The sequence below is a fragment of the Paenibacillus ferrarius genome, assembly GCF_002027705.1.
GTDB classification, from domain to species: domain Bacteria; phylum Bacillota; class Bacilli; order Paenibacillales; family NBRC-103111; genus Paenibacillus_E; species Paenibacillus_E ferrarius.
In genome coordinates, this window is sequence record NZ_MBTG01000034.1 from 16,791 (window position 1) to 30,656 (window position 13,866).

Annotated in this window: 9 protein-coding genes; 8 read left to right on the forward strand and 1 reads right to left on the reverse strand. The window is 47.6% G+C overall.

What is annotated here, in order from left to right:
* Nucleotides 1-14 precede the first annotated feature (14 nt).
* From BC351_RS28670 to BC351_RS28685, 4 genes are all read left to right on the forward strand, one after another.
* Nucleotides 15-887, forward strand: a complete 873-nt coding sequence (locus BC351_RS28670; protein WP_079417450.1) for a carbohydrate ABC transporter permease — start codon at nt 15-17, stop codon at nt 885-887.
* A gap of 47 nt (nt 888-934) precedes the next feature.
* Nucleotides 935-2,050: a glycoside hydrolase family 88 protein gene (locus tag BC351_RS28675; RefSeq protein WP_079417452.1), complete on the forward strand. Its 1,116-nt coding sequence runs from the start codon at nt 935-937 to the stop codon at nt 2,048-2,050.
* Nucleotides 2,051-2,072: 22 nt separating this feature from the next.
* Complete coding sequence (locus tag BC351_RS28680; RefSeq protein ID WP_079417454.1) at nt 2,073-4,025, forward strand: alginate lyase family protein; 1,953 nt, start codon at nt 2,073-2,075, stop codon at nt 4,023-4,025.
* A gap of 251 nt (nt 4,026-4,276) precedes the next feature.
* The gene (locus BC351_RS28685; protein WP_158082259.1) at nt 4,277-8,029 is read left to right on the forward strand and encodes a CBM96 family carbohydrate-binding protein; all 3,753 of its coding nucleotides are present in this window, start codon (nt 4,277-4,279) and stop codon (nt 8,027-8,029) included.
* Between the two features lie 170 nt (nt 8,030-8,199).
* On the opposite strand, the gene BC351_RS28690 is transcribed toward BC351_RS28685, so the two are convergent.
* Nucleotides 8,200-9,264, reverse strand: coding sequence for a LacI family DNA-binding transcriptional regulator (locus BC351_RS28690; RefSeq protein WP_079417458.1), 1,065 nt, complete (start codon nt 9,262-9,264; stop codon nt 8,200-8,202).
* 253 nt (nt 9,265-9,517) lie between these two features.
* Between BC351_RS28690 and BC351_RS28695 the strand changes: the two genes are divergently transcribed.
* The 4 genes from BC351_RS28695 to BC351_RS28710 are packed head-to-tail and all read left to right on the forward strand — an operon-like array spanning nt 9,518 to nt 13,836.
* Nucleotides 9,518-10,492: an ROK family protein gene (locus tag BC351_RS28695; protein WP_079417460.1), complete on the forward strand. Its 975-nt coding sequence runs from the start codon at nt 9,518-9,520 to the stop codon at nt 10,490-10,492.
* Nucleotides 10,489-11,571: an SIS domain-containing protein gene (locus tag BC351_RS28700; protein ID WP_079417462.1), complete on the forward strand. Its 1,083-nt coding sequence runs from the start codon at nt 10,489-10,491 to the stop codon at nt 11,569-11,571. Before BC351_RS28695 ends, BC351_RS28700 begins: the two co-directional genes overlap by 4 nt.
* A gap of 51 nt (nt 11,572-11,622) precedes the next feature.
* Nucleotides 11,623-12,903: an extracellular solute-binding protein gene (locus tag BC351_RS28705; RefSeq protein ID WP_079417464.1), complete on the forward strand. Its 1,281-nt coding sequence runs from the start codon at nt 11,623-11,625 to the stop codon at nt 12,901-12,903.
* Between the two features lie 60 nt (nt 12,904-12,963).
* On the forward strand, nt 12,964-13,836 hold the full coding sequence (locus BC351_RS28710) for a carbohydrate ABC transporter permease (protein WP_079417466.1): 873 nt from the start codon (nt 12,964-12,966) through the stop codon (nt 13,834-13,836).
* Nucleotides 13,837-13,866 lie beyond the last annotated feature (30 nt).

Consider the following 13,866-nt stretch of genomic DNA (forward strand, 5'->3'; position numbering starts at 1 on the left):
GGAGGAGGGGCGACATGAACAGAATAAGTCGGTCCGAAAAGGTGTTTGATGCGGTTAATATAATGATTATGCTTGTACTCGTTGTTGTTACCCTATATCCCTTAGTTTATGTAGGGTTGGCTTCGATTAGCGATGCAAGCTCGCTTTTGGCCCATAAGGGCTTGCTTCTAAAGCCGTACGGATTTCATCTCGAGGCCTACAAGCAAGTATTAAGCAATCGTAGTATTCTAACGGGTTACAGCAACACGTTTATTATTATTATCTTGGGAGTATTGGTAAATTTGCTCCTGACTTCACTTGGCGCTTATGTTTTGTCGCGAAAGAACGTGTTATGGAATCGCATGTTTATTTTTATTATCTTGTTTACGATGTTCTTTCAGGGCGGCTTGATTCCTCTATATTTGATGGTTAAAGGAGTAGGACTTTACAATTCGTTATTGGCGCTTGTACTTCCATTTGCTGTAAATACCTTTAATTTGATTATTATGAGAACGTCCTTTTCGGCTATTCCAGATAGTTTGGAAGAATCGGCAAAAATAGACGGGGCTAATCATTTTGTCATCCTGTTTCGGATCATTATGCCATTATCCATGCCTGTCATAGCCGTTATGATCATGTTTTATGCCGTTGAGAAATGGAACGGATGGTTCTATGCCTCGATTTTCCTGAAGGATAGAGATTTGTTCCCACTGCAGCTTATATTGCGCGAAATATTGCTTGCCAATTCGACCGAAAGCATGACAAGCGGGTCCGATCAAGGCTTTCAGCTTGCCGAAACGATCAAGTATGCAACGATTATGGTGGCGACTTTGCCTATCCTGTTCTTCTATCCGATTGTCTCCAAATATTTCGTTAAGGGAGTCATGGTCGGAGCTTTAAAAGGATAAGAATGAGCCGTTCGTAGATTTTATGTCAAATGGAGGTAATCACAAAAATGAACAGTTTAGTAGAAACAATGGTCGATGCTGCCTGGCTTGATGTGACGAAGAAGATGGAGCGGACTAGCGGACGAATCGGAGATACATTTCCGCATGTATCGGTGAATGGACGTTACGATGACAACGAGCTTGATTGGTGGACAAACGGTTTTTGGCCTGGCATTCTGTGGATGCTGCATCAGGAGACCGGCAATCCGGTGTATAGACAAATCGCTGAATCTTGTGAAAATAAATTGGATATGCCTCTTCAGGATTTCGAGCCTCTTCATCACGATGTTGGATTCATGTGGAGCTTATCTGCTGTAGCCTCCTACAAGTTAACGGGCAATGCGTTGTCGAAGCGGAGGGCGCTTACGGCTGCGAGTCATTTAGCGGGTCGTTTTAACAGCAAAGGGAACTTTATTAGGGCATGGAACGGGACGGGAAAAGAAGGCTGGGCGATTATTGACTGCTTAATGAATCTGCCTTTGCTGTTTTGGGCAAGTGAAACCACGGGTGATCCGAGATTCAAGCATATTGCGCAGGCGCATGCCGATACTGTGATGCGCGAGTTTCTGCAAGAAGACGGGTCTGTCCATCATGTTGTTGTATTTGATCCTGAGACGGGTTTGCGCGTAGGCGCGTTAGGCGGTCAAGGCTACTCGGCATTTTCTGCTTGGTCGCGTGGCGCAGCTTGGGCGGTGTACGGGCTGACGCTTGCCTATGGCTATACCCAGAATCAAAGCTATCTCGATAAGGCGATAGAAGTATCCCAGTATGTGTTGAAAAATCTTCCCGCAGATAGTGTGCCTCCCTGGGATTTCAAGGCGGCTGAGGATCAAATTTGGGCAAAAGACAGCTCGGCAGCTGCGTGTTTGGCTAGTGGATTGCTGGAAATCGCCAAACATTCACATGGGGAAATCGCTGAACATTGCCATAGGTCAGCATGTGACATCATGCAATCACTCTATTCTAATTACTTCTCTCATGATTCCGATGAGGAAGGTTTGCTCAAGAAAGCTACGGTAAGCTTCCCTGATAATAGACACATTGAAGTTCCTGTTATATACGGCGACTATTTTTTCATTGAAGCTCTCTTGAAACTGAAAGGACGTCAAACGTTATTCTGGTAAGAAGAAGTTGGGGGATGAACCTATGAGCATACAAAAATGGCTGAAGGAGCCGATCTCGACAACGGAGCTATTAGGCAATTTGCGTTCCCGCTTAGAGCGGATGGACGAGAAGAGCGCTTATATCGCCAGTCATATGCCTGAGCTTGTGCAGGAGACGATAGCCAAGGCGGAGCTTGCATATCAAGGAATGATCATGCTTCCCGGCACCGGCGGTATCAGGGAATTCGTAGGCAATCCGCCTCGCTGGCTGGAACGCAGACACAATGACAACGAGTATTTGTGGCAGCTTAACCGTATGACTGATTGGCAGGGTTTATTGCAAGCTTATTCTTTCACGAAGAATGAGAAATATGGCCGCAAAGTGATTGAAGAAATGCTGAACTGGATCGAAACCGTAGAAATTACCGAAGAAATGATCGATCTTCCGCTCAGCTATTATTCGGAATGTCATCCGCTTCGTGCGCTGGAGATGGGCATACGCAGCTACAAAACTTGGCCGCTTGTCTTGGAGCATCTGGGGCATTCCGAGCTGTTTACGGAGGAAGTGCTGGAGCAGTATGTAGCTGCGGTCTATAAGCAGATCAACATATTACGCAAAGTATCGCCGCAGCTATGGCCCAAAGCGGATCATAACCATTATTTGATGGAATGCTTGGGGATTTTGACCACAGCGCTTTATTTTCCCGAACTCAAGGAAGCAGAGGAATGGAGAGACTTTGCGATCGATGGCATCGAGAAGTGCTGCTTCGCCCAGCTGACGGAGGATGGCGGGCAGATTGAAGGCTGCCCCTCCTATCATAATGGCTGCATGTTCTGGTTTGGCCTCGCCGTTGTGCTCGCCAAGCGCTTCGGCTTCCAGTTCTCGGAATCATACATGGAACGTTATAAGAAAAATCTGGATTACTCGATCTATTCGCTAAGGCCGACAGGAAAATGTGTGCCCGTGGGTGATTCACATGCTAACAATCTTGCGATCATGGGCGGCGTATACGGTTATTTTGCTTTGGGGGATATGACTTGGCTGGGTCTTGCTGCTAACTTGATCGATATGAGCGAGATTATGGAGGAAGCAAGCAGACATGTATGGCGTGCGCTGGATGTGCAGCAATTCGCATTCGATTTGCAGGCCTTGAAGGGAACGCGATACATATGCGATAAGCAAACCACTTTCTGGAATCGGACGCTTCATCAAGCGATTATTCGCAGCGGTTGGGATCGCGAGGCTTCTAGCTTTTTGTTTACTTGCCGCAGCCCGATCCAAAATCTTCATGCCCATATCGATCTGATGAGCTTTGATTTTACTGCGCTAGGTAAAGATATGATCTGCGATCCCGGTCTTTTTTGCTTCAGGGACGATGAAGACCGCAAGCAATTCAAAAGCGCAAACTTTCATTCTACGCTTCTCATTGATGACCGTGATCACTTTGAATATAGAGGCTCCTGGGGTTATGGTCCGCAAAAAAAGGGAGAAATCTATCAGGTGGAAAATAGAGGCTTCTACCAGATCGCAAGCGCTTGCCATCTGAACTATGAGCCGATTGTCCATCATCGTCATATTTCCCTCGTGGGTGGCAGCTTCGTTGTGATTGCCGATCGGGTTGAGGGTCTGGAGCAGCATAGGGTGCAGCGCTATTTGCATCTCGATTTCACGGATGTGAAAGAAGCGGCAGGCGGCATAATCGCAGCAAGCGATATCGCGAATCTGGCCATCTTTACGAGTGAGCAGGGGCAGTTGGAATTTTTGCCCGGAAGACTGTCGGACATCAATGATGTTGCAAGGCCTTCCACTAGAGTGAAATTTCAGGGACGCAGCAGCGGGACGAAGACCTTCTTGACGGTACTTGTTCCTTATAAAGGGGAGCAGCAGCCCGCTGTTCAGATCAAGGAGGTGAGGGACGGAGTCTTCGAATTCGGCTATGGGGAGCGTTATCTGGTTGCCGTTGAAGAACAGGATATGGTTATTAGTGCATCTTGAACAAGCAAAATGAATTCACAACCTCGTTGGATGGCGTTATTGTCCAAATAACCCATTCAGCGAATGTGAATGGTCTCATCATGGAAGGATGAATATTCGAATGAAAGGGAGGCAGTATGATGAAAAATGCAAAGGCCGTACGGAAAAAGAGGGGGTCTTGCTTACTTATTGCTTTATTGGTTTTTTCTCAAGTTGTATTCACTTTATTTACTGAATCACCAACTGTAAGCGCTTCCTCTGGAGCGAGCAGCATGTCAGATGCGTCTTTCTTCGGGGTTTGGGATCAAACTGGGCAACGTTGGACAACGCCGAGCAAACTGAACTACGATGGTTTTCCAGGGTTAAGCACGGTGCAATCCAATGTAAAAGCTGGAAAGTACGATCAGGCTAAAACGGATTTGCTTGACTATTATAAAAATCGAACAACCCGAACGATTCCGACAGATTTCGTATCAAATCCAGCTATGGTGCCTCTCTTAATGGATCAAATTGCAACTCCGCTTAAAGAATTCTATTTGAATACTTTTACCGTTGGGCCAACATCCACAACGTACAACGTTAATATGCTTGCTACGGTTCAAGGCGCTATCGGATCCGATCTTAGCTTCATGCTGATGGGACGCTACAAAGGAACGAATCAAGCGAATATTTACAGCCGTGAGCAAGACTGCTCGCAAACACCGCTCCCGCAATGCCGTCCCACGCTTGAGATTGCGTATTCGGATGAAGCGGGTGCTCATACAGCAAACTTGACGCCATCAAAGGATACCTACATTCGCGGAAATGATACGGTTATCCATGCTAGCGAGCCATTGCTTCAGGTTCAGGAATCCGGTGCTCCTTATGACTCGAATACGCGTAAAGCTTATCTGAATTTTGATTTATCGTCGATTAAGGGAACGGTTACTGCGGCAACGCTGAAGCTGTCAGGGTATTCCAGCTCAAATGAAAATACAGATGTGATGATCTATAAATCGGGCGACACGGCTTGGGATGAAAATACGCTCACTTATGCCAACCATAATGGCAAAACATTTTCCTGGCAAGGTGTGCCCACGGGTACGGATTGGGCTGGTCCTGCACCAACCATTGCAGATATCGAATACCATTATCAGATCACTCGGTTTTACTGGCTTAGTCCTCTTTTAGCGGAATACATCAATACGGGGAATGAAATCTATGCGGCGAAATATATCGACTACATGATCGATTTTATCATTGATGGCGATGCCTCTACGAGCGTGTCTGGCGCAGGGTCGTTTCCCAGAAATTTTGATGCGGGCATTCGGGCTTCCAGTTGGGTGAAAGCTTACCATGTGTTAAGAGAGAGTTCCTCCATGAGTGCTGAGTCCAATACGGATATATTGAAAACGTTCTGGAAAAAAGGGGATTACTTAAATAGTCCTGGCGGCTTTAGTCCCGATGGCAATCACGGAACGGTTGAAACAGAGGGGTTATATACCCTTGGCATTTATTTCCCTGAGTTTACCGATTCTGCAACTTGGCTGTCTACGGCTTATTCCCGATATGACTTTTTAATGACGACACTGATTTATAAAGATGGCTCGTACATGGAGTCCAGTGATACCTATACGACGGTAACAACCGCTCCGATGATTGCAATCAAACAACTCGGAATGATGAATCATGTGCCTTTCCAAGGAGCATTTGACAGTAACTTGCGTAGGTTAGGTAAATACTTAGCCGATATTTCGTATCCGGGCGGTTACTCCGTCAGTCTTGGTGACAGTCAGTACACCGACCTCAAAGGTACGATTAAGCAAATAGGTGAGCTTACTAACGATGACGCCTTACGTTATGTAGGAACTGCGGGAGCGGAAGGAACCATGCCTTCCTACACGTCCATTCTGTATCCGGACAGTAAAATTGCCGTGATGCGCAGTGGTTGGTCGCCAAATGACCGCTTCTTGTTTACGAACGTGAAACAAGCAGCGCCCCACAGGCATCCCGATGATAACGCGATCTCTTATTATGCATATGGCAGGCCTTTATTGGTCGATCCTGGTGCTTATTCCTACAGTGATGATCCGATTTCCAACTGGCTGCGATTCTCGACTGAATCGCACAATACGATTGAAATCAACGATACGCCGCAAAATTTGGCGGAGGGCTGGCTGCAAGATTGGACGGATAACAGCAAGTTCAACTTTGTTACGGGGGTTACCCAAAATGTGCCTGGATTTAAGCACTCTCGTGATACGCTTTTCCTGAAATCGTCCTTCTCGATTGTTTCAGATGTTGTGCAAGCGCCTTCAGGAACGAATAAGTACCAGCAAACTTGGCACTTTTTGCCTAGGGCCAATCCGGCGTTAGATGCGTCCACTAAGAAAGTAAGCACCGTTTTTGGCGATACTTACGGCGATATCCAAGTCGTGCCTGCCGATCCCGAGCAATTAACGGCAACGCTCGATAACGGCTATTATTCGAATGCTTTCTATTCGGTGTCGAGTGCCACATATGCTTCCTATACCAAAAACATGTCCGGAAACACGACCTTTGACACGGTCTTGTATCCGACCGCCAGCGGCGAGAAGCGCGACATCAAAGCCAGTCGCCTTCCTCTATCGGTTCCGACTGCCGTAGCCAGCTCGCTGAAGATCGACAACATTGGAGATGCTGGAACTTCGGGGTATTATTATGTGTCTCACGAAGAAAATCCGCAGTTCCGACGCAACTTTGATACCTTTTCATTTGATGGGAAGCTGACCTATATCGAAAAGACGAGCAGCGGTACGGTCAAATCAGCCATCATCAAATCGGGATCGACACTGGCGCAAAATGGAGTAAATGTGATTGCATCCAGAATGCCTGTAACCGATATTGCGGTTGATTGGAAAGGCTCGACCTTGGAAATTAGCGGATCGAATCTGGTCGCCACCAATGATCCTAATGCCGTTTCGGCCGTTGCGATACGAGCCCCCGGCATTACTGCGGTGAAATTGAATGGCAGCCCGATTGCCAACTTTACGGTTTCCGGTGGGTATATTTATGCGGTAGGTGTGCCGTCATGGTCATCTTCAACCGGTTATCAGAATAGCATCGATTTGGGAGCGGGGCATTCCGGGGTTCAATCCATTGAATTCGATCTGCTGCCGACAGCTAATCAAATTGGGGGCATAGTCGGCTATACAGGACAATCGTCCGCCACGAACAGCGAGTCTGCTTTGCCAATGATTCTCCGACTGAATGCCGACGGTTATTTCGATGTCCGGAATGGCAATACTTATGGACAAAATGTCAGACTGAACTATCAAGCAAATGAGCTTTATCATGTCACATTGCTTGCCGATTTGGACACGAGAACCTATAACGTTTATATCGCTCCGCACGGCAAACCGGAAATTCAGATTGCAGACCACTTTGTGTTTCAAACAGGAGCTCCTGGCTTATCGGATATTGGAAAATTAGTGATGAATAGTCCAATTAACGATCAGTATCGGATCAACAACCATACGTTAGGCCGTCCTGATTTTTTTGAATTAGATGTCACCTCAGATGCGTATGTGTGGGCAGGAAATCCAACGACGAACTATGGAACCGGCAAAAAATTGGAGGTAAGAAACTCAACGAGTTCAAGTGTTTATCGCCATTCTTATCTACGATTTGATTTGGGTCATGTGCCGGCAGGTGCAAACGCATTTGCTGCGAAACTGAAGCTGACATCGGCTTCAGCGGGAACTTTTACCGACCAAGCGCAGTTTGTTCAAGATGATTCTTGGGGAGAAACGTCAATTGCCTATAATAACAAGCCTGCGGGAGGGACTGTATTGGGAACGTGGAGCATGCCATCGGCTGAGAATTCCGTGGAAGTTGATATCAGTTCTCCATATACCACCGAACTTGCCGGTGATAAGCAGTTAAGTCTGCTTATCACGTCACAAACGACCAACAACGTTTCTCACTATTATTATGCGAAGGAGAACGGAGGCGGCAAACCGAAGATTGTGGTTTATACGAAAAAGGCTGCGGGCAGTTTGGAATAAACGCCAGATTCATGGTCGGTTCAACGGCTGTTTTCCTGTAAGCAACTGGACCGGACCAGCATCACGTACCAACCTCTGAGAGACCCATGCAATTGCGCATGGGTCTACTCGATTTGAATCATATTTGGGATTCGTATGCGGTTTCCTTTAACCGCCGAAGGTCTTTCTTATCAGGATTTGAGTGTGGCGCCGCACGATTCGCGGACCACGAGCTCGGGAGAGTGGTTGATGGTGATCGTCTCGTCGGAGCCGTTAATCGCGCTGATCATCTGCAGTACGGCCATTCGTCCCAAATATTCGTTATGTTGATCCATGGAAGTCAGACGTGGAATACTGTATTCGCTCAGTTGAAATTGATCGCAGCTCGCGATGGCAATCTGCTCGGGGCAGTGCACCCCTCGATCCTTCATGGCGCGAATCGCGCCGAGCGCTACCATGTCGTTATGGGCGATAACGGCCGTAGGCAGCTCGTTCGGGTTGGCATCGAGCAATTGGATCATCGCGGCGTAGCCGTCCGGCGCGTAATAATCCGAAGTCACGATGTAAGGGTCGTAGACGGTTTGTCCGAGCGATTTCATCGCCTTGGTGAAAGCCTCGATCCGGGAAGAGGTGACGCGAATGCCGGGTTCTCCTCCGATGAACCCAATTCTGTCATGGCCAAGCGCAATGAAATGATGCACGATGGACGTTACGCCCTGCTTGAGATTTCGTTCGACGAATAGACATTCACATCCTTCTATTCTGCTGCCGACGATAACGACTGGCACGTGCTGGTGAAGCTGGTTAAGGGCGAGAATGAATGAATCTGCGATTTCCTCTTTGTCAATCTGGCCGCCAAGAATGAGCACGCCATCTACTTGCTTCTCGAGAATGATCTTAAAGTAATCTTCTTCAGTTAAGTGTGTGTCGAAGCGCTTCGAGTCGCGAGAGAACATCGTGTTGAACATGAGTGTGGCGTACATGTTTTTCAAAGCGAAACTCTCGATTTGTAGAAATAACGAGGCGAAATAAGGATTCGTAATATCTGGTAGAATAACACCGATATTTTTGGTCGTTTGATTAATCATGCCCCTGGCGAATACGCTGGGCGTGTAGTTGTTCTCGTCGATGATCTGTTGGATACGCTCGCGTTTCTTCTGGGAAACGGAGGGGCTGTTGTTCAGCACGCGAGATACGGTGGATACGGATACGCCGCTTTTTTTGGCGATTTCTATAATTGTAATCTTGCTCTTCACTATGACACATCCTTTTGCAAACCTTGCCCACTAGTTAGATTTTAGCGCAACTTATAAAGTGATGCAATAGATATTTGGTAAGGATACCAAATTATTCTCATTTATTTAACACCTACAATAATAGGCGCGAAAACTTGCGTTATTAAGTAAAATATGGTCTTGACAGCGCTAACATCCTGCTGATAAGCTAACATTTGTAACCGGTTAACACATTTATTTTTGGTAACGTTACCAAATCGGTGGAGGATATTTTATGGAGAAACAGTCTATAGGATCGGTCATTGCGGTTGATCTGGGAGGTACCAGCATTCTCATAGGGGAGGTCACGGTAGAGGGGGAGGTCATTCGAACGAAATCCTATCCAAGCGATACGACAAGTCAAGCAATCGCGCTGCACAAAATTATCGATGCGATCGATGACTATAAGAAGACCTCTCCAATTCAGTTTGAGCCGATGGCGATTGGCATTGGGGTCGTAGGGCGTGTTGATGGGACGCGAGGCGTCTGGCTAGAGATCGAGCCGGGAAAATCCCAAGAGACCGACGTTAAGGCAATCATTGAATCAACGTTCGGAATCCGTTGCGGCATCGAGAATGACGTTGCTTGTGCAACGAAGGCTGAACAGCGGTTCGGATGGGGAGGACAGTCCGACAATTTCATCTACTTGAATATTGGCACTGGTATCGCGGCAGGATTCATTGTGGATGGACACTACGTGGGCGGCGCGAGCTATAACTCGGGTGAAGTGGGGCATATGGTTGTCGATCTGCACAGCGATGTGATTTGCGGCTGCGGTCGCAGAGGATGCGTCGAACGGATCGCTTCGGGTCTTGGTCTTCATGAGAGGATACTGGCGCTGAGGAGCCAATTCCCGAATTCGTCTCTTGCTGTTCAGGGCGGTGAACGCGTAACTGCGCAAGCCATTTTCGCTGCGGCGGAAAGCGGTGACGAGCTCTGCGCACGCGTCTGCGAAGAAGCGGCCAGCGCCACGGCGGCACTCGTCATGAACCTCGTGCGCGTCAGTGATCCCGATACGATCGTTCTAGGAGGCGGCGTCACGAAGAGTGATTATTTCATCGGCAGAGTCAAATCGCATTTGAATTCGAAAACGATGCGGTTCGTTGCCCGATCGCTTGTGAATACGAAGCTGCCGGAGCCCGGACTTGTCGGGGCGGCACTGGCAGGCTTGCAAGCGATCGGCATAACCAAGGAGGGCTATAGAATATGAAACCTACAATGATGACTTATGTTCTGGAACAGTCGGAGATGGTCGAATCGATCCTTTCGCGCTTTCCGGGCAACGTGGAGGAATTCGTAGACATCGCGCTTGGTACGTCCGACTGGCTCGTATTCGCAACGGGATCGAGCTATAACGCTGCTTTAAGCGCTAAGTATTACGTCGAGAATCGGGCGGATGTCCGAATGGAAATCAGGGAGCCGTTTCATTTTACACATTATGATCGTATCTCCCCGCATGTTGATCTTGCCATCGGCATCTCGCAGAGCGGTCAGAGCACATCGACGATCGGCGCTTTGGGCCGCGTACGTCAGGAATCCGATATAAGGACAATTGCGATGGCAAGCGATACAACGAGTCCGATCTCTGAGGCGGCGGATGTGACGACAAATATCGGCTGCGGCAAAGAACGAGTAGGGTACGTGACCAAGGGATTCACTGCGACGGTGCTCACCTTCATGCTCGCCGGACTTCGCCTCGCAGAGCGAAAAGGGATTGCTTCGCATGACCAAGTAAGCCGGGAGCTAGAGGCATTTCGAAAGTTCGGAGCGGCTCTGCCTGACATCATATCAGCAACGGAAAATTTCTATGAGCGCTATAAGGAGGAATTCGTGGGTGCTCCCAGGTTCACGGTGATCGGCAACGGGCCGGCCGTTGGAACAGCGAAGGAGGCCGAAACGAAATTCTCAGAAACAGTCCGTTTGCCGACACAAGGGATCGAACTGGAAGCATTCATGCACGGCCCGTACTTGGAAGTTAATAGCGAGCACCGCATCTTTTTCTTGGAGACGGAGAGTCCGGTCAAGCAACGGCTCGAGGCGTTGAGAGCATATGAATCTCGCATCACACCGTATACATACACCATTAGATTAGGCAAAGGAGAAGATGAAAGGACGCTTGGGCTGCCCGTGTCATTGGACGAATACCAAGCGCCAATTGCACTTATCGTCCCCTTCCAGATCCTTGCGCATCACATCGCGGGCGGGCGGGGCATTGACTTGACCTGTCGGATCTACACGGACTTTGGAGTTGCCATGCAGAGCAAGACGCAGCCTGGCGACTATGCTTGACTATGAAGGCGAATAGTAAAGGTGCAGTTAATAAAAGGGGGAATCTGCAAGATGAAAAGGTTTTGGGTCCTGATATTAGCATTATTCTTAGTGTTTGCTGCAACGGCATGCTCAAGCAGCACCAAAGAGTCAAATAGTGGTACATCTCCGGCAGCAGCAAAGAAAGTCAACCTGAAGCTCTGGACAATTTGGCCTTCAGGAGATTTCAAGCCTATACGGGATGAGCTGGTAGACAAATGGAACAAAGACCACCCTGATATTCATGTGGATGTCGAGTCCGCCGAGAATGACGCTTATAAAACGAAAGTACAAACTGCCGCAGCGGGTGATGGGCTTCCGGATATTTTCTTCAGTTATGGCGCGGGCTTCTCGAAGCCATTTGTTGATGGCGGGAAGGTTCTCGCTCTGGACGAATATCTGAACGACGGAACAAAGGAGAAGCTTACAGCCGGTTCGCTGGACAATTTAACATATAACAGTAAAGTTTACGGCTTGCCGTATACGATGTGGCTTGGCACTTTTTTCGTCAATCAAGAACTGTTCGACAAGAACAATATTAAAGTGCCAACAACATATCCCGAGCTCCTTGAGGTTGTAAAAGCGTTCCGTGCCAAAGGCATCGATCCGATGGCGGTAGGCGGCAAGGATCTCTGGACAAGCGAGTTTTACCATAACATATTCGCACTGCGTGAAGGCGGAACCAAGCTGAATCTCGATGCATTGAGAGGCAAAGCATCATTTGAAGATGCTGCATTTGCCAGAGCGGCAGAGAAGCTTCAGGAATTAGCGAAAGCCGATGCCTTTATGAAAGGGTATATGGGCTTATCTAGGGATGAGTCGGAAGCGGTCTTTCTGGCAGGTAAAATACCGATGTACTACAATGGCAGCTGGTTTGCAAAATCATTGGATGCTGCTCCGAATGTTAAAGCCAAAGTTAAGGTTATGAAATTCCCTATTATTGAAGGAGCCGCAGGGAATGAAAACGAATGGATTGGCGGCGTGCTTGACACGTTCATGGTAAGCTCAAAAACCAAGTATCCGGAACAAGCCGTTCAATTCCTGAAGTATTTGACTGAAAATCTCTCGAGCGAAGGTTACAAAGCGGGCGCGGGTTTGCCTACTTGGAAAACGAAGGTCGACGAGTCTAAAATCGACCCGGTATTAAAAGATGTGCTAGCGGCTTTCAATAAATCAACGGGTGTTGTACCTTTGTATGATTTGTACCTGGGAGGCAAACAAGGGGAAACGCATATGAACCTTGTCGCGAAGCTGTTGGCAAACAAAATAACGCCTCAAGAATTTGGGGTTCAAATGCAGGCGTTAGAGAGATAATCATATCCGTGAGGAGGAGAGTTTATCGCTCTCCTCCTTTCCCTCAAGGAGGATTTTGTCATGGATCGCGTTTTAAGCAACAAGAAAGCGATACTGTTTTTTACATTACCGGCATTATTGTGGTACGCAGTCATTGTGCTGCTGCCTGTTTTTATCTCCTTCTACTATAGTCTGCTGGATTGGGACGGCGTAGGAAAGGGCGTATTCGTCGGTCTAGAGAATTACGTAACCATGTTTCGTGATGATGATATTTTCAGGCTGTCGTTATGGAATTCCATTGTGCTTGCTATCCTTTCTGTGTTTGTACAGCTTCCGATCTCACTAGTCTTAGCGCTCATTCTGGCTGGTTACGTGAAAGGCAACCGTTTCTATCGAACTGTATATTTTATCCCTGTGGTCATGTCCACGGTTGTAATCGGGCAGCTCTGGATGAAAATTTATTCTCCTTCTTTTGGCCTTCTGAATGCGTTTTTGGGGAGATTAGGTTTGGAATCCTGGCAGAGTGAATGGCTAGGCAGCGAGAAAACCGCTTTACTTGCCGCCTTCATACCTATCGTTTGGCAATATATCGGCTATCATATGCTTCTTCTGTTTGCATCGGCAAAGTCCATACCGGAGGATCTTTATGAAGCTGCGCGGATAGATGGAGCAACGGGGATGAAATCCTCCCTGTATATCACTATTCCGCTAATTAAACCGATGTTGAAATTATCGACGATCTTTGCTGTTATTGGATCATTAAAAACGTTTGATTTCATTTATGTGTTGACGAATGGCGGCCCGATGCATGCTACTGAAGTGCCAAGTACGTGGATGTTCAGCAATATTTTTAAGCAGTATCAATACGGATACGGAAGCTCACTCGCGATCATTATCATTCTAGAGTGTTTATTGTTTACGGTTATGATTCAAAAATTGTTTAAAACGGACTAGGGAGTCTTTCGTCGGATGTTTCGTTGAAAA